This is a genomic window from Mesorhizobium sp. dw_380, from assembly GCF_018588885.1.
Taxonomy (GTDB): Bacteria; Pseudomonadota; Alphaproteobacteria; order Rhizobiales; family Rhizobiaceae; genus Mesorhizobium.
The window spans coordinates 64,954-89,677 of record NZ_JAFFIW010000004.1; the positions used below are offsets into that span (position 1 = coordinate 64,954).

At 63.2% G+C, this 24,724-nt stretch carries 20 protein-coding genes; 9 read left to right on the plus strand and 11 right to left on the minus strand.

Annotated features, from left to right (window positions below; translation table 11 throughout):
• Positions 1-5: 5 nt before the first annotated feature.
• Together JT360_RS05170 and JT360_RS05175 are read right to left on the minus strand one after the other, a co-directional pair.
• Positions 6-2,588, minus strand: a complete 2,583-nt coding sequence (locus JT360_RS05170) for a GcvT family protein (protein WP_214470483.1) — start codon at positions 2,586-2,588, stop codon at positions 6-8.
• Between the two features lie 296 nt (positions 2,589-2,884).
• Entirely contained in the window at positions 2,885-4,462 is a 1,578-nt protein-coding gene (locus tag JT360_RS05175; RefSeq protein ID WP_214470741.1) for a trimethylamine methyltransferase family protein, read from the minus strand.
• A gap of 254 nt (positions 4,463-4,716) precedes the next feature.
• On the opposite strand from JT360_RS05175, the gene JT360_RS05180 reads away from it, so the two are divergent.
• The 6 genes from JT360_RS05180 (at position 4,717) to JT360_RS05200 (ending at position 12,664) form a co-directional block, all read left to right on the plus strand.
• Positions 4,717-6,624, plus strand: coding sequence for a phospholipase D-like domain-containing protein (locus tag JT360_RS05180; RefSeq protein ID WP_214470484.1), 1,908 nt, complete (start codon positions 4,717-4,719; stop codon positions 6,622-6,624).
• A gap of 158 nt (positions 6,625-6,782) precedes the next feature.
• A complete protein-coding gene (locus tag JT360_RS33960) occupies positions 6,783-6,911 on the plus strand; it encodes a hypothetical protein (RefSeq protein ID WP_284731532.1) in 129 nt (42 codons plus the stop codon).
• A complete protein-coding gene (locus tag JT360_RS05185) occupies positions 6,908-8,071 on the plus strand; it encodes an MFS transporter (RefSeq protein WP_250888628.1) in 1,164 nt (387 codons plus the stop codon). The genes JT360_RS33960 and JT360_RS05185 overlap by 4 nt, the downstream gene beginning before the upstream one ends.
• A gap of 79 nt (positions 8,072-8,150) precedes the next feature.
• Positions 8,151-10,214, plus strand: coding sequence for a prolyl oligopeptidase family serine peptidase (locus JT360_RS05190; RefSeq protein WP_214470485.1), 2,064 nt, complete (start codon positions 8,151-8,153; stop codon positions 10,212-10,214).
• Between the two features lie 252 nt (positions 10,215-10,466).
• On the plus strand, positions 10,467-11,846 hold the full coding sequence (locus tag JT360_RS05195) for an aspartate aminotransferase family protein (RefSeq protein WP_214470486.1): 1,380 nt from the start codon (positions 10,467-10,469) through the stop codon (positions 11,844-11,846).
• Between the two features lie 161 nt (positions 11,847-12,007).
• Positions 12,008-12,664, plus strand: coding sequence for a cytochrome c oxidase assembly factor Coa1 family protein (locus JT360_RS05200; protein WP_250888629.1), 657 nt, complete (start codon positions 12,008-12,010; stop codon positions 12,662-12,664).
• Between the two features lie 269 nt (positions 12,665-12,933).
• Here the strand turns inward: JT360_RS05200 and mmsB are convergent, their stop codons facing one another.
• From mmsB to JT360_RS05215, 3 genes are all read right to left on the minus strand, one after another.
• Positions 12,934-13,818 (minus strand): 3-hydroxyisobutyrate dehydrogenase, encoded by an 885-nt coding sequence (gene mmsB, locus JT360_RS05205; protein ID WP_214470487.1) that lies wholly within the window; start codon positions 13,816-13,818, stop codon positions 12,934-12,936.
• Between the two features lie 74 nt (positions 13,819-13,892).
• The gene (locus JT360_RS05210) at positions 13,893-14,261 is read right to left on the minus strand and encodes a four helix bundle protein (RefSeq protein ID WP_214470488.1); all 369 of its coding nucleotides are present in this window, start codon (positions 14,259-14,261) and stop codon (positions 13,893-13,895) included.
• Between the two features lie 64 nt (positions 14,262-14,325).
• Positions 14,326-15,495 (minus strand): isobutyryl-CoA dehydrogenase, encoded by a 1,170-nt coding sequence (locus JT360_RS05215; RefSeq protein ID WP_214470489.1) that lies wholly within the window; start codon positions 15,493-15,495, stop codon positions 14,326-14,328.
• Positions 15,496-15,639: 144 nt separating this feature from the next.
• Here JT360_RS05215 and JT360_RS05220 point away from each other — a divergent pair, with 144 nt between their 5' ends.
• Positions 15,640-16,254, plus strand: coding sequence for a dimethylsulfonioproprionate lyase family protein (locus JT360_RS05220; RefSeq protein WP_214470490.1), 615 nt, complete (start codon positions 15,640-15,642; stop codon positions 16,252-16,254).
• Positions 16,254-17,729, plus strand: coding sequence for a cobyric acid synthase (locus JT360_RS05225; protein ID WP_214470491.1), 1,476 nt, complete (start codon positions 16,254-16,256; stop codon positions 17,727-17,729). Before JT360_RS05220 ends, JT360_RS05225 begins: the two co-directional genes overlap by 1 nt.
• Positions 17,730-17,899: 170 nt before the next feature.
• Here the strand turns inward: JT360_RS05225 and JT360_RS05230 are convergent, their stop codons facing one another.
• Positions 17,900-18,070, minus strand: coding sequence for a hypothetical protein (locus JT360_RS05230; protein ID WP_127369211.1), 171 nt, complete (start codon positions 18,068-18,070; stop codon positions 17,900-17,902).
• A 52-nt stretch (positions 18,071-18,122) separates the two neighbouring features.
• Positions 18,123-18,908, minus strand: a complete 786-nt coding sequence (locus JT360_RS05235; RefSeq protein ID WP_214470492.1) for a TSUP family transporter — start codon at positions 18,906-18,908, stop codon at positions 18,123-18,125.
• A gap of 117 nt (positions 18,909-19,025) precedes the next feature.
• Between JT360_RS05235 and JT360_RS05240 the strand changes: the two genes are divergently transcribed.
• Entirely contained in the window at positions 19,026-19,457 is a 432-nt protein-coding gene (locus tag JT360_RS05240) for a TerB family tellurite resistance protein (RefSeq protein WP_214470493.1), read from the plus strand.
• A gap of 103 nt (positions 19,458-19,560) precedes the next feature.
• Here JT360_RS05240 and JT360_RS05245 read toward each other — a convergent pair whose 3' ends face one another.
• The 4 genes from JT360_RS05245 to JT360_RS05260 form a co-directional block, all read right to left on the minus strand.
• On the minus strand, positions 19,561-21,183 hold the full coding sequence (locus JT360_RS05245) for an ABC transporter ATP-binding protein (protein WP_214470494.1): 1,623 nt from the start codon (positions 21,181-21,183) through the stop codon (positions 19,561-19,563).
• The gene (locus tag JT360_RS05250) at positions 21,180-22,049 is read right to left on the minus strand and encodes an ABC transporter permease (RefSeq protein WP_214470495.1); all 870 of its coding nucleotides are present in this window, start codon (positions 22,047-22,049) and stop codon (positions 21,180-21,182) included. The genes JT360_RS05245 and JT360_RS05250 overlap by 4 nt, the downstream gene beginning before the upstream one ends.
• Positions 22,046-22,993 carry an ABC transporter permease gene (locus tag JT360_RS05255; RefSeq protein WP_214470497.1) on the minus strand — a complete coding sequence of 316 codons (948 nt, stop codon included), beginning with the start codon at positions 22,991-22,993 and terminating at the stop codon, positions 22,046-22,048. Before JT360_RS05255 ends, JT360_RS05250 begins: the two co-directional genes overlap by 4 nt.
• 118 nt (positions 22,994-23,111) lie before the next feature.
• The gene (locus JT360_RS05260; protein WP_214470498.1) at positions 23,112-24,590 is read right to left on the minus strand and encodes an ABC transporter substrate-binding protein; all 1,479 of its coding nucleotides are present in this window, start codon (positions 24,588-24,590) and stop codon (positions 23,112-23,114) included.
• Positions 24,591-24,724 lie beyond the last annotated feature (134 nt).

The window sequence follows — 24,724 nt, forward strand, 5'->3', positions numbered from 1 at the left end:
GAACCTCAGCTCCGCATCTTCTCGCCGCTCGGGTCGAAAGGCGCCTCGACATTGATGCGCGCCGGACGGCGGTGCCCGAGGATCTCGATCTCGAACAGTCCGGCACTTTCGTCCTCGGCAAGGGCTGCCGGCACATAGCCCTGCGCCATCGACTTCTGGACGTAGTGGGCGTAGCCGCCCGACGTCACCCAGCCGACCACGCGCCAGTCGCCGTCGATAATGCCGCGCACCGCGGAAGCGCCTTCCGCGGCCTTGGAGCCGCGCACTTCCTTGCCGTTGATGTCAAAGCGTGGCGCGCCGTAGCCATGCGGCTTTTCCACCGTGCCGTAATCCTTGCTGACCTTGGCCCAGATCGGCTCGTCGCCCATGACATCGGCGTCGGCAGCGTCGACGATGAAGGAGACGCGGCGCAGCTTTGGTCCTTCCGCTTGTTCCTTCGCGGCGGCTTCGCGGCCAATAAAATCGTTCTTCTCGAGCTTGATGAAGCGGTCCATCGAACCTTCGAACGGTCCATAGATCGGCCGCAACTCGCGGAACCAGGTCGGGAAGTTCTTTTCAAGGCGCATCGACAGCAGCGCGCGCATGCCGAAATCGACGAGACCGAACTCCTCCCCGGCGTCCTTGATGGCTTTATAGACCAGGCGTTCATAGGCCGGCGCCACCCAGATTTCGTAGCCGAGATCGCCCGTATAGGTGATGCGGTTGACCATGCAGGGCGCGCCGCCGACCGCCATTTCGCGGAAATCCATGAAGCGGAATGCTTTTGTCGAGATGTCGACGTCGACCAGCTTCTGCAAGAGGTCGCGGGATTTCGGCCCGGCGATGGAGAGACCGACCAGTGTCTGGTCGAAGCGGTGGATGCGTACCTCTGACGCCCTTGGACCATCCTTCGGCAGGTGCTTCTCGAACCAGCGCATGTGGTATTTCTGCGCGGCCGACGAACCCCAGATCATGAAGCGGTCTTCACCAGCCTTGGCGATGGTGAAGTCGCCGATCAGCTTGCCGAATTCGTTGATCATCGGGGTGAGCACGATGCGGCCGGTCTTCGGCATGCGGTTGGTCATCAGCCGGTTGAGGAACTCTTCCGCGCCCGGTCCCGACACTTCGTATTTGGCGAAGTTGGCGATTTCGGTGACGCCGACGCGCTCACGCGTGGCGCGGACTTCCTCGCCGATCGGGCCAAAGTCGTTGGAGCGATGAAAGGAGACGATATCCCTAGGCTCCTTGCCCTTTGGCGCGAACCATAGCGGCGTCTCGAGGCCCCAGGAGTCGCCCATGACGGCGTTGTTGGCGAGCATCGTGTCGTAGAGCGGCGTCGTCTGCGCCGGGCGTGCTGCCGGCAATTCCTCGTTGGGGAAACGAATGGAGAAGCGACGCGAATAGTTCTCGCGCACCTTGGCGTTGGTGTAGCGCAGGCCGGCCCATTCGCCGAAGCGGGCGACATCCATGCCCCACACGTCGAAGCCCGGATCGCCATGCACCATCCAGTTCGACAGAGCGAGGCCGACGCCGCCGCCCTGGCTGAAGCCGGCCATGACGGCGCAGGCGCACCAGAAATTGGTCAGGCCCTGCACCGGGCCGACCAGCGGGTTGCCGTCAAGCGCGAAGGTGAAGGGGCCGTTGATGATCTGCTTGATGCCGGCCTTCTCGATGCCCGGGAAATGCTTGAAGCCGATTTCCAGCGACGGCGCGATGCGGTCGAGATCGGGCTGCAAGAGTTCGTGGCCGAAATCCCAGGGCGTGTTGACCGGCGACCACGGCTTGCAAGCCTTTTCGTAGGTGCCGAGCAGGATGCCGTTGCGCTCCTGACGGGTGTAGATCTCGCCCTTGAAGTCGAGCACGCCGATCATTTCGCGGCCGGTCGATTTGTTGAATTCCTCGACCTCAGGCATCGGCTCGGTCAAGAGATACATGTGCTCCATGGCCAGAACCGGCAGTTCGACGCCGACCATGCGGCCGATCTCGCGCGCCCACAGGCCGCCACAGTTGACGACGTGCTCGGCATGAACCGTGCCCTGCTCGGTGACGACGTTCCAGGTGCCGTCCGGCTGCTGCGTCAGGTCGACGACGCGGTTGCGCAGCACGATCTCGGCGCCGAGTTTCTTCGCCGCCTTGGAGTATGCGATGGTGGTGCCTGAGGGATCAAGGTGGCCTTCGACCGGATCCCACATGGCGCCGACGAAGTTGGTCTCATCCATCAGCGGGAACATCGCCTTGGCTTCGGACGGGGTGATCAGCTCGGTGTCCATGCCGAGATAGCGGCCCTTGGCGTGCGCCAGCCGCAGGAAATCCATACGTTCGGGCGTATCAGCCAACATCACGCCGCCGGTCAGATGCAGCGAGCAGGACTGGCCTGAGATTTCCTCAATCTCCTTGTAGAGCTGCACCGTATAGGCCTGCAGCTTGGCGACGTTGGGATCGCCGTTCAGCGTGTGGAAGCCACCTGCCGCATGCCAGGACGAGCCGGAGGTGAGTTCCGAGCGCTCGATCAGCATGATATCGGTCCAGCCGGCCTTGGCCAGATGGTAGAGAACCGAGCAGCCGACGACGCCGCCGCCGATGACAACCGCTTTTACATGGGATTTCATGAAGATAGGTCCGTTTTTGAAGAGATTGAATCGGATGAGCGGGGCGTGAAAACAAAGCGGAGGTCGGATACAGTGATGTTTTCGGCCAGCCTGCCATCAGGCGCGGCAAGGATGGTTTCACGAGCGGCTTCCCCCACTCCGTCGCCGCTTCGCGGCGCCACCTCTCCCCCCTCCGGAGGAAGGGTGCCAGCTGGAATCGCTTCACGCCCTTCCTCTGCCCCGTCGATCGGGGGAGAGGTGGCGAGCGAAGCTCGACGGAGTGGGGGTCGACTATTCATCAAAACCAATACAGATGATCAAAAATCGGTCGGTGCGCCGCCTTCGGCCGTGCGCTTCTGGACGAAGTCGTTGAGTTCCTCGCGGATCGCCGGGTCCATGTAGGGCTCGTCATAGGACGCCAGCCGCTCCTTCCAGACCTTGTTGGCCTTTTCCAGCGCCGTCGGCGAGCCGGCTTCCGCCCAGGTCTCGAAATTGCGCCAGTCGGAGAGGATCGGCGAGTAGAAGGCGGTCTTGTAGCGGTCCTGCGTATGCTGGGTGCCGAAGAAATGGCCGCCGGGGCCGACCGACTGGATAGCGTCGAAGCCGAGTGCCTCGTCGGACATGTCGAGCGGGGTCAGGAATTCGGCCACCATCTGCAACAGGTCGATATCCAGAATGGTCTTCTCGTAGGAGCAGCGCAGGCCGCCTTCCAGCCAGCCGGCGGCATGCATCATCAGATTGCCGCCGCCCTGGATGGCGCCCCACAGCGAGAACACGCTCTCATAGGCCGCCTGTGCATCGACCGTGTTGGCGGCGCAGGTGTTGGAGGTGCGGTAGGGTATGTTGTAGCGGCGGGCAAGCTGGCCGCCGACCAGCTGCGCCTTCATGTATTCGGGTGTGCCGAAGGCCGGTGAACCGGACTTCATGTCGACATTGGAGGTGAAGCCGCCATAGCCGACGGGCGCGCCCTTGCGCACCATCTGGGCGAAGGCGATGCCGGACAGTGCCTCGGCATTCTGCTGCACCAGCGCGCCGGCGATGGTCACCGGTGCCATGGCGCCGGACAGGGTGAAGGGCGTGACGATGACGACCTGGCCCTTGCTCGACATCTGGATGATGCCTTCCATCATCGGCACGTCGAGCTTGAGCGGCGAATTGGTGTTGATGATGGTGAAGACAGACGGCTCCGCCAGCAACTGCTCGTGGCTGATGCCGCGCGCGATGCGGGTGATCTCGATGCCGTCGACATTGCGCTCCTTGCCGAGCGAATAGATGTGGAACACCTTGTCGGTCAGCGTGGCGAGGTCGCGGATGCATTCGAGGTGGCGGACGGACGGATGGATGTCGGTCGGCTCCACCGGATAGCCGCCGGTGCAGTTCAGGATGTTGTGCATCTGCGCAAGGCGCAGGAAATTGCGGTAGTCCGCCTGGTTGCCCGGCCGGCGGCCGCGATCGATGTCGGAGCAGTTGGGCGCCGATGCCATCATCGAGATGATCAGATTGTCGCCGCCGAAGCGCACATTGTGCGCCGGGTTGCGGGCATGGATGGTGAATTCGGACGGGCAATTCGACACCAGGTCGAGGATCATGTCGCTGTCGAAGCGCACGCGCTCGCTGCCTTCGCGCACATCGGCGCCATGCGCCTTCATGATGCGGCGGGCTTCATCGTGCAGGACGTCGACGCCGATTTCCCTGAGCACGCGCAGCGAGGCGAGGTGGATCGATTCCAATTCGTCTTCCGACACCAGCCTGGTCGGCGTCAGCGGGTTCTTCAGCTGCCGGAAAACCGGCTGCTCGAAGGCGGCCGAGCCGCCGGCGCGCTTCCCAGCACGGCCACCACGGCGGGCACGGTCGGGTGCCTGGGCCGGTTCTAGGGGTTGTAGGGCGGCGGTCATGATGGTCCTCGTCTGATGCGGATAGCGGGCGGCATAATGGACCGGCGACCCGCCGGCCATTGCGGAGGCGGCGACCACTAGGGCGAGGGAAGCGACATGCCGGAACGGCAGTTGTGAGGCCGCGACATTGACCGGCAGTACCGGCATTCCCGCGTATGTCCGGGAGAGGGGTCGGCGGCAGATGTTGAGTGCGTTACAGTACCGTCTTTTACTTCTGACATACTTGCGCGTTGAAATTTTTTGGAGGGACAGCCATGCCTGACGTCGTCAAAGTGCGTGCCGCGACCAATAACGAAGTTGCGTTCCTTTCCTGGGATATCGACGGGATGATCCCGGGCTGCCTCGGTTTCGAAATCGTGCGCCTCTATCCCGACGCCGGCGAGGAGCGTTGCCTGGCGGCCTGGGTACCTTTCAAGGGGCAGCGAAACCCCAGATGGATTCCCCAGGATACCGGCGTCTGGCCGGTGCAGAAGACATTCTGGCGCGATCTCACCGTTCGGCGGCGCCGCGACAGCATCGACGTCAGGCCGGACGGCGAAATGATCGCCTACCGGGTGCGTCCGGTCGGCGACATGAAACCAGGTCTCGATCCGGTGCCGGTGCGCCCTGACCAGGTCGTCGACGGCAAACCCGCCTATACCGGGCCGGCGCGGCGGCTTGGCTATCTCGGCCAGGGCGCGGTCAGCCCAACGATCTTCCTGGGACAGATGTTCGGCGAGGCGCGTGTCGCCTTCACCAATGGCGTTCTGTCGACGCAATGGATGTCGCATGCGTTGCAAGAGGCCGGCATCAAGGTCGGGCAGCGCGACAAGATCAGCGCGATCCTGCGGGATCCGACCAGCAAGATACGCGCCTATCTGCACGGCGATGTGCCTGACGTGCTGACCAGTCTTTTGAGACGGGCCAAGGAGGAAGGCGGCACCGTCAGGCTTGCCCTCTACGAGCTTGGCGACGACGAATTGTGCGACGCCATCGTCACCGCCAAGGATGTCGTCGAGGTCATCCTTTCGAATTCGGGCAAGGACGCCCAGACCAAGTCCTGGGACGCCGGCAATGCGCCCTACAGGAAGCGCCTGCACGATGCGGGCGTCGTGGTGACGGACCGTCTTTTCAACAACAACCATATCGGCCACAACAAGTTCGCCGTCTATCGCGATCCCCAAGGCGAGCCGCAGGCCGTGATGACGGGCAGCACCAACTGGACCTCGACCGGCATTTGCGGGCAGTCCAACAACGCCTTCATCCGCGACGACCCGGCGATGGCAAAAGTGTTTAATGCCTATTGGGAGCGCATGAAGGCCGATGTGTTTCCGCCGCCTGCCTCGGAAAGTGCCGCCGGCCACGTCGCGCAGACGCAAGGTGTGCCGTTCCGCCTGGAAAACCACATGCCAAATCCGCTGAACGGCGCCACCGCGGCGCTGGACGGCATGACGGTTTGGTTTTCGCCCAACGATCCTAACCGCAACAAGAAGGATATTTCCGTGCGGCCGGTGGATCTCGAGGATGTCTTTGCCCGCATCCGCGCGGCGAAGCGGGCGGTGCTGTTCCTGGTGTTCAATCCCTCGTTGCTTGGCGAAAAGTCGATCGTCGACCAGGCCGTCGCGGCGGCGAAGGCCGATCCGAATTTGATCGTGCAGGGCGCGATCAGTGATCAAACCGCCATGCCCAACTATGTCGCGCCGACCAAGGATCCGGTCACCCACAAATCGAACAAGGACGGCAAGGCGCCCTTCGTCTATCCGGAGAAGGTCCGGGAGGCGCCCAATGTCTCCATCGTGCGGGCGGCAAACCTGACCGGCGCCACCATCGCCCGCGACTTCCAGGCGGAGGTGCTGACCGTCGGCCATGCGATCGTGCACGACAAGATCGTCATCATCGATCCGATGGAAGACAACGCCACAGTCATCACCGGCAGCCACAACCTTGGCTACAAAGCGTCCTACGAAAATGACGAAAATTTGGTGATCGTGGAAGGCGACAAGACGTTTGCCGCGGCCTATGCCGTCCACATGCTCGACGTCTTCGATCACTACAAGTTCCGCGCCTGGCGCAGGACGATCGGCAAGGGACCTTCGGACGACGATGGGATTTCCGTCGACGACAAGTGGCTAAGGCCCTACGCCGATGGCAAGAAGGGCGCGATTGCCCGATATTTTCCGTAGCGTCGTCAAACCGGTCATCCGAAATTCTTTCAATCCGGTACCGCTTTGGCGTCGGTCGATCGAAGCGCAAGCTGATTTGCCTTGCCGGCTCTTTCTTTCCCGGGATTGAACCAGTAGCTAGTGACGCTTGCCGGCCGGGAGGTCAGCCGGCGGCTCACATGGATGACGGCATGGTCGCGACCGGCTCGAGCGAAGGCGAAGCGGGAACGCAGTGGGCGGCACTCGACGCCTTGCTGGTGATTTTCGCGCTCTATCGCTCGTCGGTCCGCCGGAGCGGCACGGCATGACGGCGACCGGTTCGGACAATAGCGAGACAGGGATGCAAGGGGCGGCGATTACCGGCGTGATCGCGACGGTGTCTGTGTTCGCCATCGCGCAGGGGTTGTCCTATCCGCTGCTGAGCTTCATCCTGCAGCGCCAGGGCGTCTCTCCGGCGATGATCGGCCTGTCGGCGGCGATGACGCCGATCGGCTTCATCGTTTCGTCGCCGCTGATCCCGGCATTGGCGCGCCGGTTCGGGGCAGGGCGCACGACGCTCACCTGTGCCGCACTCTCGGCTGTCGTGCTGGCGCTGATCGGCTGGACGCAGAATGTCTATCTGTGGTTCCCGCTGCGCTTCCTGATCGGCGCGGTGACCAATCCGCTCTATGTGCTGAGTGAGATCTGGGTCATTGCCCTGGCGCCGCCGGCCCGTCGCGGGCGCGTCATGGGCGTGTATTCGACGATCATCTCGGCCGGTTTCGCGGCCGGACCACTCTGCCTGCTTGCTGTCGGCACCGAGGGCTGGCCGCCGTTCCTGGTCGGCATTTGCGCCTTCGTGCTGTGCGGCATCTGCCTGGCATCGGTGCTGCCGCGCCTGCCCAAAGTCGACGATGCCGGTCACCAGGTTTCCGTCCTGGGTTTCGTGCCGTTGGCGTGGCTGCTTCTGTTTGCCGTCATCGTGGCCGCCGGCTTCGAACAGGGCGCGCTGGCCTTGCTGCCGGTCTATGGCGGCCATTACGGCCTCACCGAGGCCCGCATGTCGGCGCTGCTGTCGGTGATGATCGCCGGCAACATCGCTATGCAGGTTCCGCTCGGTCTTCTGGCCGAAAGGCTAACGGCGCGCCTGGTGCGGCTTGCATGTGTCTCGATCACGGTGCTCGGCTGCCTGCTTCTGCCGCTTCTCATCGAGACGCCGCTGATCTGGCCGATGATCTTCGTCTGGGGCGCCGTCTCCTACGGCATCTATACGATGTCGATCATCGAACTCGGCGAGCGCTTCACCGGCTCGGCACTGGTTGCCGGCAATGCCGCATTCTCGCTGATGTGGGGCGTCGGTGGCATCGCCGTGCCGCCGCTCGCGGGGAGCGCGATGGATATTCTGGGGGCCGTCGGCCTGCCGATCACGCTTGGCCTGCTGTGCCTGGTACTGGCGGCCGCCAGCATCGCTGGCCGCGGGAAAGCCTGAATCCTTGGCTTGAATTCCCCAGCTATTGAATATCGGACACGGCATGTCGATGTTGCATGCCGAAGCAATCGGAGATTCCATGACCAAGCCCATCGCCAAGCCAGAATCCAGCTCTCACGATCCCTTCCTCTGGTTGGAGGACCGGACGGCCAAAGAGTCGCTGGACTGGGTGCATAGCCAGAACGGGGTCACGGTTGGTGAATTGCAGGGCGATCCGTCCTACCAGGCGTCATTCCAGACCGCGCTTGATCTGATGACGGCCGAGGACAATATCGCCGTGGGCGCGGCAATCGCCGGGCATGTCTATAATTTCTGGCAGGACAAGACCAATGCGCTCGGCCTTTGGCGCCGCACCACGGTCGCCTCCTACAAGGCCGAGAAGCCGATGTGGGAAACGATCATCGACTTCGACCAGCTTGCTGCGAAGGAGGGAATCAAATGGGTGTTCAGCGGCGCCAGCCGGCTCTATCCCGATTTCAACCTCTGCCTGGTAAGCATGTCGCCTGATGGCGGCGATGCCAGTACCATGCGCGAGTTCGACATCGCCGCCAAATCCTTCGTTGAAGGCGGTTTTCAGGCGCCCGCCTCCAAATCGAACTTCGGCTGGCTGGACAAAGATACCGTCATCGTCTCGGCGGCCTTCGAGGAAGCGGACAAGACTGAGTCCGGCTATCCGCGCGTGGTCAAGCTCTGGAAGCGCGGCACGAAGCTCGAAGACGCGACGCCGATCTTCGAGGCGCAGAAAGAGGATCTCGCCGTTGGTGCCGGCGTCGAGTTCGACGGCGACAAGCGTCATCTGTTTCTGGCGCGGACGCTCAACTTCTTCGCGTCGCACAGTTTCCTGCATCTCCCGTCGGGCGAAAACAGGCGCATCCCGCTGCCCGACGATGTGACCGACACCGCGCTTTTCAAGGACCAGCTGGTGTTCGGGGTGCGTACACCATGGGCCGCGCCGGACGGCACGGCCTGCCAGCCGGACGGGCTCTATTCGCTCGATTTCGCGCACTGGATCGAAACAGGCAGCCTTGGTTCCATCGAAACCTTGTTGGCGCCGGCGCATCGTGTGTCCATTGCCGGCATTGCCCGCACGCAGGACCGACTGTTCATCAGCCTGATGGACAATGTGCGCGGCAAGGTTCTCGTCTGCGAGCGCAAGGACGGTGCTTGGTCGCTGAAACCCGTCGCACTGCCTGAGAACGGCACCGTCGGCATCAGCCATGCCGAGCATTTCGGCTCGAGCGTTTCCTTCTCCTTCACGGATTTCCTGACGCCGGTTTCGATCATCTGGTCTGACGACAATGCTGAGACGCTGGCGACGGTGAAATCGCAGCCGGCGCGTTTCGATGCTTCGCCGCTGATCTCGGAACAATTCGAGGCACGTTCGAAGGATGGCACGATGATCCCGTATTTCGTCGTCCGGCGGCGCGACCAGAAAGGGCCGGTGCCGACGCTGCTCTACGGCTATGGCGGGTTCGAAGTGCCGCTCTTGCCCGGCTATGCCGGCGTGCGTGGCAGGTTGTGGCTTGAGAAGGGCAACGCCTATGTGCAGGCCTGCATCCGCGGCGGCGGCGAATTCGGCCCGGCCTGGCATCAGGCGGCGCTGAAGGGCAAGCGCCAGAACGGCTTCGACGATTTCGCCGCGGTGGCTGAGGACGTTGTTCGGCGCGGTATCGCGACGACAGCCTCGCTCGGCATCCAGGGCGGCTCGAATGGCGGCCTGCTGACCGGCGCTTCCCTGACGCAGCGTCCGGAGCTGTTCGGTGCCGTCATCATCGAGGTGCCGCTGCTCGATATGCTGCGCTACACCGAATTGCCGCCGGGCGCCTCATGGATGGCCGAATATGGCGATCCGTCAAAGCCGGAAGACGCTAAATGGCTTTCGGCATATTCACCCTATCAGCATGTCGAGGCCGGTGCCGCCTATCCGCCGGTGCTGCTGACCACCTCGACCGCCGACGACCGGGTCCATCCCGGCCATGCGCGCAAGATGGCCGCCCGCCTGCAGGAGGCAGGTCATGCCAGGACGCTGTTCTTCGAGGAGACCGAAGGCGGACATGGCGGGCGTGGCGACCGCCGGCCGCAAGCGGCGCAGACGGCGATGAAATATGTGTTCCTGCAAAGAGCGCTGAGCGCCAAGGCGTGAACCGAAATCTCGGAGCAAGGGTGGTTCACCTCGACCGCCCTTTGCTCTAAGGTGCCGCCCATGGCTCTGGTCAGGACATTGGTTGGCGCATTTCGGGCTCGTGCATTGCGCGTCGCGGTGACACCGTCACCGCGCACGCTGCGCGCCGAGCTTTTGCGGCTATGCGCCCGCATCGGTTATTCGCCGCCTGCCTCCCTCTGATGCATTCGCCCCGGCGCCAGCCGGCTTGAATCCAGAGGAAAGATCATATCCATGACTTATCAGAATTATTCGCTGAAGCAGCTTCAGCAGATCGACGCCGCGCATCATCTCCACCCCTTCACCGACCACAAGGAGCTGCGCGCGGCAGGGTCGCGCATCATCACCCACGCCAATGGGGCATTCATCTACGATTCAGAGGGGACAGAGATTCTCGACGGCATGGCTGGGCTATGGTGCGTCAATATCGGCTATGGCCGCGACGAACTGGCTGAGGCCGCTTACGCCCAGATGAAGGAACTGCCCTACTACAATTCCTTCTTCAAAACCTCGACGCCGACACCGGTGCTGTTGTCCAAGAAGCTGGCGGAAATCGCGCCGAAGCATATAAATCAGGTGTTCTACGGCTCGTCCGGTTCGGAAGCCAATGACACGGCGCTGCGTCTCGTGCGCCACTACTGGGTGCTGGAAGGCAAGCCGGAAAAGAACCGCATCATCTCGCGCAAGATGGCCTATCACGGCTCGACCGTCGCCGGCACCTCGCTCGGCGGCATGGATGCCATGCACAAGCAGCTCGGCGGCGCGGTGCCCAACATCGTCCATGTGATGATGCCCTATGCCTACGAGCTGGCGCTGCCTGGCGAGAGCGACCATGATTTCGGGCTGCGCGCGGCCAAGGCGGTCGAGGACGCCATCCTCGAAGCCGGCGCCGACAAGGTCGCGGCCTTCATCGGCGAGCCGGTTATGGGGGCGGGCGGCGTGAAGATACCGCCGATGAGCTACTGGCCGGAAGTGCAGCGCATCTGCCGCAAATACGACGTGCTGCTGATGCTCGACGAAGTCATCACCGGCTATGGCCGCACTGGCGAATGGTTCGCGGCCCAGACCTTCGGCATCGAACCGGATACCATCACCACGGCCAAGGCGCTGACCTCGGGCTACCAGCCTTTGTCGGCCCTGCTGGTCGGCGACCGCATCACCTCGACGCTGGTCGAGAAGGGTGGCGAGTTCAATCACGGCTACACCTATTCCGGGCACCCGGTGGCTTGTGCGGTGGCGTTGAAGAACCTGGAAATCATCGAACGGGAAGGCATGGTCGATCGCGTCAGGAACGACACCGGCCCCTACTTCGCCAAGGCCCTGCAGGAGCGGATTGCCGGACATGATCTCGTCGGTGAGGTGCGTTCGATCGGGCTGATGGGCGCGATCGAGATCGTCAAGGACAAGGCGACCAAGGAGCGGTTCCTGCCTTCGGGAAGTGCAGCGGTGACGGTGCGCGACCATGCGATCGCCAACGGCATGATGCTGCGCGCCACCGGCGACACGATGATCCTGTCGCCGCCGCTGATGTGGACCCGCGACACGATCGACATGGCCTGCGAGCGTATCGGCAAGGCGCTCGACCTAGCGCAAGCGGATCTGCGCAAGCGGTGAGATATTGGCAGGCGTCCCGAGGTTCGCGACGCCTGCCACCCACATGTCAGCCATTCCGTTGTCCTGAGCCCACTTGCCCGTCCATCGCAGGTGGCCAAGGGTTCCGGTTGTCCGTGCTATCGGCTACAAGCCGGTGAGGCCGTTTGCCGAGGGGAGACTTGATGGCAGGACAACCGCTCAACCAGCCCGCTGAAATTCCGGCTGAGCTCGATCGCTGGAATTGGGGCGCCTTCTTCCTCAACTGGATATGGGGCATCGGCAACAGCACCTTCATCGCGCTGCTGGCGCTGATCCCGGTCGTCAATATCATCATGATCATCGTGCTCGGCGCGCGCGGCAGCCGCTGGGCGTGGCGGAACCGGGCCTGGCGCGACGCCGAGCAGTTCCGCAAGACGCAACGCAACTGGGCAATCGCCGGTCTGGTCGTCTGGGTGGTTGGGATCGGCGGCTGCGCGGCGACGGTCGGCAGCGTTCCCTACATTCTGAAAGGCAGTGATGCCTATCACATGACCATGGATGCCATTCGCGCCGACACCCGCGTGAAAGCCGCGATCGGCGAGGACGTGACCGACAATTTCTGGGTCGGCGGCAATCTCGACGTCAACGCGAACGGCGCCGGCGATGCGCAGTTCAGCATTCCGGTCCATGGCGCCAAGGGCAAGGGCACCGTGTTTTCCCACCTGGTCCGCAATGCAGGCACATGGAGCATGCGCCTGCTCGTGGTCAGGGTGGATGGGGTGGATGCGCCGATCGTGCTGACCAACGAAGATCACGTGCCAATCCCGAAACGCGGCGATCGGAATATAGCGTCGATCTGAATTGAGCGCGGGAGAAATGCAAAAACCGCGCTCCATCGGGAACGCGGCTTTGCCAGATACGCATGGCGTTTCGCTACTGAGACACTTGCGAAACTTACGGGCTCCGGTACGCGAGACCTGATCCGGAGCGCCGGGCGGATGCGATATGTCCGCCTCACAATCCGTTTTATAGGGACATCGTTACCGCGGAGTTATCGAGAGCTTAAGCAAATCTAAATTTGCGATCTGCCTGTCGGGCAAACCCGGAAAAATCCCATCAAATCCGCCGGTTACGCAGGATTGCCGCGCAGAAAATTAATTATGCCGGAGAAATCGGCGCCGCCATGTCCCTGGGCGTTGAACAGGGCGTAGAGCTGCGCCGCCTCGGCGCCGAGTGGGGTCACCGCGCCTGCGCCGAGTGCTGCTTCCTGGGACAATTTCAGGTCCTTCAGCATAAGGGCCGCGGCAAAGCCCGGCTTGTAATCCCCGTTGGCGGGCGAAGTGGGCACCGGGCCGGGCACCGGGCAATAGGTGGTCAGCGACCAGCACTGGCCTGACGAGGTCGAGGCGACGTCGAACAACGCCTGATGCGACAGGCCGAGCTTTTCCGCCAGCACGAAGGCCTCGGCGACGCCGATCATCGAAATGCCGAGGATCATGTTGTTGCAGATCTTTGCCGCCTGGCCGGCGCCGTCGCCACCGCAATGGACGATGCGCCCGGCCATCGGCTTCAGGATCGGCTCGGCGGCGGCGAAGGCATTGTCGGAGCCGCCAGCCATGAAGGTCAGCGTACCGGCCGCCGCACCGCCGGTGCCGCCGGAAACCGGCGCATCGATCGACAGCAGGCCATGTTTTGTAGCTGTCGCATGCGCCTTGCGCGCGGATTCAACGTCGATCGTCGAGGAATCGATGAACAGCGCGCCCTTTTTTGCCTTTGGCGCGATGTCCTCATAAACCGAGAGCACGTGCTTGCCGGCCGGCAACATCGTGATCACCACTTCGGCGTCCTTTACCGCGGCCGGTGCGTTGGCCATGACCGTCACGCCATGTTCCTTGGCGACGGTGAGGTTTTCCGGCACGAGGTCGAAACCGTTCACCGCATGCCCGGCCTTGACTAGGTTGGCGGCCATTGGATTGCCCATATTGCCGAGGCCGATGAAGGCGATGGTGGTCATGGTGGCGCTCCGTGAATGGGTAGGTAGGCAGTAGGCAGTAGGCAGTAGGCAGTAGGCAGTAGGCAGTAGGCAATCTATTCTGGCGTAAGTCTGAGAATGAGTTGGCGAAGCATTTTGCCGATGCCCTCGGTCGCTAATAGCAGGTGATGAGCTTGATCATGCGTGGCAAGACCGATGCGTTCGGCGATCTGAAGGTGTGTCTCGAACTCCTTCAGCGAACCCTGGGCGATCCTGAGAAATTGCTGATATGAGCCTCTGTTGTCTCGACCATAACCTTCCGCGATATTTGCAGGGATAGAGTTCGCTGATCGACGGATTTGGCTGGTCAGGCCGTACAATTCTTCTTTTGGCCACGTCTTGGTCAAGGAATAGGCAGCGACCGCTAGATCCATCGCATGCTGCCATACGATAAGATCCTTGTAGGAATTGATCTTGCCGGTCATCTCTCTGCCTACTGCCTACTGCCTACTGCCTACTGCCTACTGCCTACTGCCTACTGCCTACTGCCTACTGCCGCCCAATCAAGGCGCGCGCGATGATGACGCGCATGATCTCGTTGGTGCCTTCGAGGATCTGATGGACGCGCAGGTCCCGCACCAGCTTCTCGACGCCGTAATCATGCAGATAGCCATAGCCGCCGAGCAGCTGCAGCGCGTCGTTGGCGACGGTGAAGCCGGTGTCGGTGACGAAGCGCTTGGCCATTGCCGACCATTTGCCGGCATCGGGCGCCTTGCGGTCGAGCTTTGAGGCGGCGGCATAGAGGAAGATGCGCGCTGCCTGCAGCTCCGTCTCCATGTCGGCCAGCCGGAACTGCAGCGCCTGGAACTGGTTGATCTTGGAGCCGAAGGCCTTGCGCTCGGCGGTGTAGGACAGCGCCTTGTCGAGCGCCGATTGCGCACCGCCCAGCGAACAGGCGGCGATGTTCAGCCGGCCGCCATCGAGCCCGGCCATGGCGATGCCGAAACCGGCGCCTTCACCCGACAAAAGGTTTTCCACCGGCACTTTGCAGTCCTCGAAGATGACCTGGCGCGTCGACTGCATGTGCCAGCCCATCTTGTGCTCGTTGGCGCCGAAGGAGAGGCCGGGCGCATCCCTGGGCACGATGATGGTGGAGATGCCTTTCGGACCATCGGCGCCGGTGCGGACCATGACGGCGTAGACATCGCTGTCGCCGGCACCCGAGATGAACTGCTTGGCGCCGTTGAGGACATAGTCGCCGCCGCTCTTCACCGCACGCGTCTTCAGGGCGGCGGCATCGGATCCCGAACCCGGCTCGGTCAGGCAGTAGCTTGCCAGCCACTCCATCGAGGTCAGCTTGGGCAGGAAGCGCTGGCGCTGCTCCTCATCCCCGAAACGGTCGATCATCGAAGCCACCATGTTGTGGATCGAGATGAAGGACGAAAAGGCCGGATCGGCATGCGACAGCGCCTCAAAGATCAGCACGGCGTCGAGGCGGCCGAGCGCGGAGCCGCCGACATCGTCGCTGACATAGATGCCGCCAAGGCCGAGCGGGCCGGTCTCGCGGATCACGTCGGCGGGGAAATGTTTCCTGCGGTCCCAGTCGAGTGCATTCGGCGCGACGCGGTCGGCGGCGAAGGCCTGCGCCATCTCCTGGATGGCACGCTGTTCCTCGTTGAGTTCGAACTGGCTGGTGCTCGCATCGACCGCGGCGTCCATGGCGTGCTCCCTATGTGCTGGCCAGCTAGCCCGCTGGCCTGTTGTTTTTGGCTTTGCGCGCGCACCAATCTAGACCAATGATGCCGCCGCGCAACCCGACCCGCCGCGGAGCGGCTGTGCTTCAATGCATGTCCGGAGCAAGACGTGACGACAAAATTCGATGAACTGCTTCGACGGTTCCATGCCTATCTGGCTTCCGTGGACGATGCCCTGGTGCGCGATGCCGTGGCGCGCATCGGCTGGGACATGCCGGCCCGCGCGCTGAAGCCGCGTCCGCTCGGCTGCCTGTGTCATCTCGATCGCGCGGCAGACTTGGCGCCGATGGCTGCAAAACCGCTGATGCAGTTGCTGGTACAGCAGCGCAACGACCTGCATTGGGGGCAGACTTACAGCGAGGCGGATTTCGGCAAAGATTTCATCGACAATTACGGCTGGCTGGAAATGTTCGGCACGCGCGGTCATTTCGCCAATGACCAGGTCGCCGCCGGCCTGCTGATCCTTGGGCCTGATATCGTCTATCCCGACCATCACCATGTCGCCGAGGAAATCTACGTTCCACTGACCGGCGGCACCGAATGGCGGATGGGCGAGGGCGGTTTTCACATGCGGGAGGCCGGCGAGGTGATCCACCACGCTTCCAATGTCAACCACGCCATGCGCACCGGCGGGGAAGCGCTGCTGGCGCTCTACATCTGGCGCGGCGGACCGCTGGCGCAGAAATCCACCGTCACCGGAACCGCAGCGCAGGGCAGGGACTGATGGCCAGGGCAATCATGCTGCAAGGCACCGGCTCGGATGTCGGTAAGACGGTGCTGGTCGCCGGGCTGTGCCGAGCCGCGAAAAAGCGCGGGCTGAAGGTGCGCCCGTTCAAACCGCAGAACATGTCCAACAATGCCGCCGTTGCCGATATTCCCGGCGACAACCATCATGGCGGCGGCGAGATCGGCCGTGCGCAATGGCTGCAGGCGATCGCTTGTGGCGTTGTGCCGTCGGTCCACATGAACCCGGTGCTGCTCAAGCCGCAGACCGATGTCGGCGCGCAGGTCATCGTGCAAGGCAAGGTGTTCGGCGAGGCGCGAGCGCGGGATTATCAGGCGCTGAAGGGCCGGCTGATGGACGCCGTGCTCGACTCCTGGGGCAAGGTCGGCGAGGACGCAGACCTCGTCATCGTCGAGGGCGCCGGCTCGCCGGCCGAAATCAACCTGCGCAGCCGCGACATCGCCAATATGGGCTTTGCCACGCGTGCCGACGTGCCGGTGGTTCTGGTCGGAGACATCGATCGCGGCGGCGTCATCGCCTCGGTGGCTGGTACGCATCTGATCCTGCCGGAAGAGGACCGGCGCATGATCGTCGGCTATCTCATCAACAAGTTCCGCGGTGATGTCTCGCTGTTCGATGACGGCCTGAAGGCGATCGAAAAATTCACCGGCTGGCGCTGCTTTGGCGTCGTGCCGTGGCTGAAGGCGGCGGCACGGCTGCCTTCGGAGGACTCTGTCGTGCTGGAACGGTTGGCGTCCGGTGAGGCGCGCGCGCTGAAGGTGGCGGTGCCGGTGCTTGGCCGCATCGCCAATTTTGACGATCTCGACCCTCTCAAGGCCGAGCCGCAGGTCGAAGTGGTTTTCGTGCCCCCTGGTAAGCCGCTGCCGGCCGACGCCGGGCTGGTTGTTATTCCCGGCTCCAAGTCGACGATCGGCGATCTCCTGAAATTCCGCGAGAACGGTTGGGACCGGGATCTTGCGGCGCACCGCAAGCGTGGCGGCCATATTGTCGGCATTTGCGGCGGTTTCCAGATGCTTGGCCGCATGGTGCGCGATCCCGACGGCATCGAAGGCAGCGTCACCGAAGCCGAAGGGCTCGGCCTGCTCGACGTCGAGACGGTGATGGAGCCGGAGAAGACAGTGCGCAATGTCAGCGCGCGATCCGTCCCGTTCGACCAGCCGCTCGAAGGCTATGAAATCCATCTCGGCCGCACCACCGGCCCGGACGCGATGCGACCGTCGGCGATCATCAATGGTGCCGAGGACGGTGCGATCTCGCCCGATGGCAAGGTGCTGGGCACCTATATGCATGGCCTGTTCGGTGCCGACGGCTTTCGCGGGAAATTCCTCGAAAGCCTCGGCATCAAGGGCGGCGGCATCGATTATCGCGCCGAGGTCGAACGGGCGCTGGACGAGGTCGCGGCCGAACTGGAGACCCATCTCGACTGTGACGCGATTTTCGGGCTGGCTAGGTAATTTCTTGGCCAGGAATACCCATCGTTTCGTCATCATCCACGGGCGGAGCAAGGAGCGTAGCGACGCGGCTAATTCCCTGGGATCTTGGCGCGACTGAAAAGCGGGTCAGAATCAAAAGCGCCCGGCTTTTGGCCGGGCGCTCTCAGTCCCCACGTCTTGAGGGAAGCGTATCAGGCGCCGCGCATCAAACAGCCGGCGGCTAGCACAATGTAGGCAATAAGAACGATCCACACCGATGCGATTGGAATGAACGCAAGAATGCCAAGCGCGGCGAGAATGCCGATTATGGCAATGACTAGGGAAATGATGAAAACAATCTGAGTAGGCGCGCTGAGATTCATGTGTGGCTCCTCCAACATGATTCGAACAGCGTCATTCTATCAGGGCGTGTGGTCACACACCAATCATGACGCGCAGCGGGTTGGCCGGATCGGCCAGCAGCTTCACCGCCAGTGCCACGCAGACGATCACCAGCAGCGGCTTGATCAGTTTGGCGCCGATGCGCATGGCCAGGCTCGCGCCGACGCGGGCGCCGAGGAACTGGGCGACGCCCATCATCAGGCCGATCTTCCAGGAGATGACGCCGACGGCGGCGAAGACAATGAAGCCGCCGATGTTGGAGGCGAAGTTGAGCAGTTTGGTATGCGCCGTGGCCTTGAGCACGCCGTAGCCGGCCAGGGCGACGAAGGCCAGCATGTAGAAGGAGCCGGCGCCCGGGCCGAACAGGCCGTCATAGAAGCCGATTGCCGGCACCAGGGTCAGTCCGAACAGGAATGGCGACAGGCGCTCGGCCCGGTCGACGTCGTTCATGTTGGGCTTGAGTGCGAAATAAAGCGCAATGGCGATCAGCACCAGGGGCAGGAGAGCACGCAGCAGGTCGCCGGGCACGATCGTGGCCAGCAATGCGCCGATGGCACTTCCGGCAAGTGCCAGCAGCGCCGAGGGCAATTGCCTGCGCAGGTCGACATGCCCTTTGGAGGCATAATGGATCGTCGCCGATCCGGAGCCGAACATGCCCTGCAGCTTGTTGGTCCCAAGTGCCCCGACCGGCGAGAAGCCGGCCAGCAGCAGTGCGGGAATGGTGATCAGTCCGCCGCCGCCGGCAATCGAATCGACAAAGCCCGCCGCAAAGGCGGCGAAGGCGAGCATGGCAACGGTTTGGATGCTGAGGTCGATCATCTGATCCGTGGGAACGTCGGTCGGCTGAGATAGCGGGCGTTCGACCACGACCGCCCCGTTTGCGCAAGGCCGATTCCGCGCTAACTCTATTGAAGACGAATCGGAAAGGGGCACCTGATGGCGTTCGCATTGCTGGACCAGATACGCTCGATCTTTGACGGCGACCCCGGCGTGCGCAAGGTGGCGGACGATCCCGTCCTGTCGGCGGAACTTCTGATGCTGTTCCGCATGATCCTGGCCGACGGATCGGTCAGCGAGAGCGAGATGGTTGCCTTCCGGCGCATCTGCAAGGACGCCTTCGGTATTCCGGAGGCCAGCATCGACAGCGTCATCGAATATCTCAACGAGTTCGGCTACGAGACCAATGGCTCGCAGGCGATTGCGCTGTTTCGCGATCTCGACGTTGAACGGCGCAAGCAATTGGCGCGGCATATGGCCGAGATCGCCAAGGCGGATGCGCAACTGGCCGAGACCGAGATGCGCCTGCTGCGCCGCACGCTTGACCTGCTTGACATCAGTCCGGTCGATGTGGTGAAGCCGGAAGAGTAGGGATCGGTGCCCCGGCCGGGGGCCCGCTGCCTGCGGCAGCTCCCCGGTTCGCCACCTTCCATCGTGGCACTGGCACGATGGATTCGCTTCGCTAACCGGTCGCTCACCCCTGTTCCTGCATCCGGCGCGCGATTGCCCGATGCAGGTCCGGGGCGGCGGCAACCAACGCCTTGGCCGCCTCGGACTGCGGATGGTCGAGCACCTCGCTCGTCTTGCCACGCTCGACGATCTTTCCGTCATGCATGACCAGCACCTCATCCGTGATGGCGCGGGCGACGGTCAGGTCATGGGTGATGAAGAGATAGGCGATGCCGAGCTTCTGGTTGAGTTCGGCGAACAGATCGAGGATCTGGGCGCGGATCGAGACGTCGAGCGCCGAGACCGGCTCGTCGGCGACGACCAGCTTGGGGCGGGTGATGATGGCGCGGGCGATCGACAGGCGCTGGCGCTGGCCGCCGGAAAATTCGTGCGGGTACTTGTCCATATCGCGCTGGTCGAGGCCGACCTCGTGCAGCGCATGCGCCACCATTTCGCGGCGCTCGGCGCGTGTCGGTTGTTTCTCCAGCACATGCAAGGGTTCGGCGACCAGTTTTTCGACTTTTTGGCGCGGATCGAAGGAGCCGTAGGGGTCCTGGAAGACAGGCTGCATGTCGCGCCGGGCCGGTTTCAGTTCCGCTTCGCCCTTGTCGGTGATGGTTTCGCCGCGAAAGCGGATCGTGCCTGACTTTGGTCGATCGAGCGCCAGGATCATGCGGGCGAGTGTTGACTTGCCGCAGCCGGATCGGCCGACCAGCGCCACCGACTGGCCCGGCGCCATCGCCAGGGAGACATCGTCGACGGCGCGGATATCAGGCGCGCGCCGGAACAGCGCGATGCGCCGGCCGGGATAGTCGCGGGTCACGCCTTCGACCTCGAGCAGCGGCTTGCCTTCTCCGGTGGCATGCGGCTTGGCGCGTGCCGGCACATGCATCGAGGCTTGCGCCAGTTGGCGCGTGTAGGGGTCAAGCTGTTCGGAGAGCGTGCGCGCGGTCTCGCCGGTTTCCATCACCTCGCCGCGGCGCAGGATGGTGATGCGGTCGGCCATCTCGGTCACGACAGCCAGGTCGTGCGAGATCAGCAGCAGGCCCATGCGGCTCTCGGCAACGAGGTCGCGCAGGAGATCGAGGATCTGCGCCTGAATCACCACGTCGAGGGCCGTCGTCGGCTCGTCGGCGATCAGCAGTTTCGGTTTCAGCGCGCAAGCGATGGCGATGACGACACGCTGGCGCTGGCCGCCGGACAGTTCGTGCGGATAGCGCGACAGCGGGAACTTCGCCGAGGGAAGGCCGACGCGGTCGAGCATTTTTCGCGCCCGCTCCTCGGCCTCGGCGCGAGACGCCTTGGTGTGCCAGCGTATGCCTTCGGCCACCTGTTCGCCGATGGTCTTGACCGGATTGAGTGCCGTCATCGGCTCCTGGAACACCATGCCGATGTCGTCGCCGCGCAGTGCGCACATCTGGTCCTCGGTTGCGGCGAGGATATCGATGCCGTCGAACGAGACGCGCCCGGTGGCGCGGGCGGCATGGGGCAGAAGCCGCATCGTGGTCAGCGCGGTCATCGATTTGCCGGAACCGGATTCGCCGACCAGCCCCATCACCTCGCCGGGCGCAACGGAAAGCTGCAAGTCTTTCAGGATCGGCGTATCGCCGATGGTCAGCGACAGGTTCTCGATCTCCAGCAGGCTCATCGCTGCCGCCGCGATTTCGGGTCGAGAATGTCGGCGATGCCGTCGCCCAGGAGGTTCAGGCCGAGCACGGTGATGACGATTGCCATGCCGGGAAAGATCGCCATCCAGGGCGCCGCCACCATGCGGGTCTGCGCGTCGAAGAGCATGCGGCCCCAGCTCGGCATTGGCGGCTGCGCGCCGAGGCCGAGATAGGAAAGCCCGGCTTCGGCCAGAATGCCCAGCGCGAACTGGATGGTGCCTTGCACCAGAAGCAGCGTGGCAATGTTGGGCAGCACATGTTCGATTGAGATCTGTGTGCTGCTTTTGCCGGCGGCGCGCGCGGCAAGGATGAACTCGCGCGGCCAGATCGCCAGCGCGCCGGCGCGGGCGACGCGGGCAAAGACCGGGATGTTGAAGATGCCGATGGCGATGATGGCGTTGACGGCGCCCGGCCCGAAGATGGCGGTGATCATGATCGCCGACAGCAGTGCCGGAAAGGCGAAGACGAGGTCGTTGATGCGCATCAGCGCCTCGTCGACGAGACCGCCGCGCGCCGCGGCGAAGGCGCCGAGCGGCACGCCGACACCCATGCCGATGCCGACCGCGACAAATGCCACGGCAATCGAATTGCGCGCGCCAACCATGATCATCGACAGGATGTCGCGGCCGAAATGGTCGGTGCCGAACCAATGCGCCAGCGAGGGGCCTTGCGTTTTGTCCGATATGACCAACCTCGTCACGTCGTAAGGTGTCCAGACGTAGGAGATCACAGCCATCGCCAGGATCAGCACGGTGATGACGAAACCGGCAACGAATGCGGTATTCCTGAACGCCTTGGCCAGGATGGAGCTGAGCGTCTCCTCGGGGATGTCGATGTGCATTGTCATTGCCGGCTTCTCAGGCGCGGATCGACGACCGCATAGGAAAGGTCGACGACCAGGTTGACGGCAATGACGGCGGCGACCAGCAGCATGACGACGCTTTCAACGACGATCAGGTCGCGCTGGGTGATCGCCTGGAACACCAGCCGGCCGAGGCCGGGGAGATAGAAAACATTCTCGATGATGATGGTGCCGGCGAGCAGGAAGGCGAATTGCAGGCCAAGGATGGTCAGCACCGGGATCATGGCGTTGCGCAGCGCGTGCCGCCACAGCACGGCGCGATAGGGCAGGCCCTTGGCGCGGGCGGTTCGGATATAATCCTCATTCAGCACCTCGATCAGCGCCGAGCGGGTGACGCGCGCCAGGATCGCCGCCTGCGGCAAGGCAAGCGCCACCGCCGGCAGCATCAGCGATTTCGCGGCCGGCCAGATGCCAGCGCCCCAGCCGGGAAAACCGCCGGCCGGGACCAGTCGCAGCCAGACCGCGAAGACATAGATCAGCATGAGGGCGAACCAGAAATTGGGTACGGCAACGCCAAGCTGTGCCGCGCCCATCGCCACCGTGTCGCCAGCGCGGCCGCGCCGGCTGGCGGAAAACAGCCCGACCGGAATGGCGATGATGGTGGAGAGCGCGAGCGCGATCAGCGCCAATGGCAGCGAGACGGCAAGCCGTTCGCGCACGAGATCGAGGACCGGCACCGAATAGGTATAGGAGCGGCCGAAATCGAGGCTGAGCAGGCCTCCGGCCCAGTGCAGATAGCGCCAAGCCAGCGGCGCGTTGAGACCCATCTGGTTGCGCAGAAGTTCGACCTGGTCGGCGCTCGCGTTCATGCCCAACATCAGCCGCGCCGGGTCGCCGGGAAGGATCTCCAGCACGGCGAACACCACCATGGAGGCGAGGACCAGTGTGGCGAGGGCGATGGCGAAGCGCTTGAGGAGGTAGGCGGTCATGGGAGGCGAGGACCGGCGGTATTGCCGACGGCAAAGAGCAGCTGAGGGTGTCGCTCTACGGCGCCCCCCTCTGCAGAGAGGGGGGCGGAGCGCAAGCGTCGCCTTTTGGCCAACAGCCTCACTCGCCCCACTTCACCTTGGTCAGGTCATTCGCCTGGATCGGGGCGTTTTCCCACAGCCCTTGCAGCTTGGCATCCCAGACGCCAACCTTCGGCAGTTCGTAGAGGAAGCCGACCACGGCGTCGTCGGCCAGGATCTTCTGTGCCTGGGCGAGCAACTCCTTGCGCTTGGCCTCGTCGGAGGTGAGGTTGAGGTCGGCAATCACCCTGTCGAAGGTGGGGTTATCGTAGTTGAAGTAATAATCCTTGCGCGAATAGATATCGATGTCGTTGGGTTCGGTGTGGGAAACGATGGTCAGGTCGTAGTCCTTCTTGGTGAATACCTGGTCCAGCCACTGCGCCCATTCGACCGGGATGATCTCGAGGTTGATGCCGACGTCACGAAGCTCCGAGGCGATGATCTCGCCGCCGAGCCTGGCATAGCCGGGCGGAGGCAGCTTCAGCGTCGCCTTGAACCCGTTTTCCAGGCCTGCTTCCTTCAGGAGCTCCTTGGCCTTGGCGATATCATGCGGATAGCGGCCGGTGAGGTCGACATAGTCCTTGTTGGCCGGGGACATATGCGAGCCGATCGGCAGGCCAAGGCCGGCCGAGGCGCCATCGATGATCGCCTTGCGGTCGAGCGCGTAGGAGATCGCCTGCCTGACCTGCAGCTTGTCGAAAGGCGGCTTCTTGTTGTTGATCGACAGGATGGTTTCGCCCTCGGTCGAGCCGATCACCACCTTGAAACGCGGATCGTCCTTGACCTGCGCGAGACTCTCGGGATCGAAGAACGGGAAGGCCTGGATGTCGCCCGACAGCAGCGCCGGCACATAGGCGGCGGCATCCGGCACGATGCGGAACTCGACTTTGTCGAGGGATGCCGGCGTGCCCCAGTAGTGGTCGGACTTGACCAGCGTGATCGACGATCCCTTGCTCCAGCTCTGGAATTTGAACGGGCCGGTACCGACAGGCTTTTCCTTGTTGGTGTCGGCGGATTTCGGGGAGACGATGACTGCATCGCCCCAGCCCATATTGTAGAGGAATGACCCTTGCGGGTTTTTCAGCGTGACCTTGACCGTTGCCGGATCGACGATTTCGACCTTGTCGATCTCCGCAAACAGAGCCTTTTGCGCATTGACGGAATTATCGGCGCGTGCACGGTCGAGCGAGAATTTAACATCGTCGGCGCTGAAGTCGGCGCCGTCGTGGAATTTCACGCCGCTGTGCAGCTTGAAGGTGTAGGTCTTGCCGTCGTCGGAAATGGTCCAGCTTTCGGCCAGGTCCGGCAGCACTTCGCCATTTTGACCGATACGCGTCAGGCCCTCGAACACATTGGCATAGAGCACCTCGTCGATCGCGGCCGCGGCGCCGGCGGTTGGGTCGAGATGCGGCGGTTCGAGCGGAATGCCGATGACAAGGTCGGTGCGCGCGGCAAAGGTCGGGCTTCCGGTGGCCAGCGCAAGGACCGCCGCGGCCAGAATGGTTTTCCACAATCTCATCGTGCGACTCCCCATCTACTCAAGCGACCGGATAGAAGCGTGATTTCGCGCGGGAGTAAATTGCGTTTCGTGCTGCCAGGCAGGATGGCCGGGAATGTTTTTGCCGCGCCAGCCCCGTCGACAGGTCGAAGCTT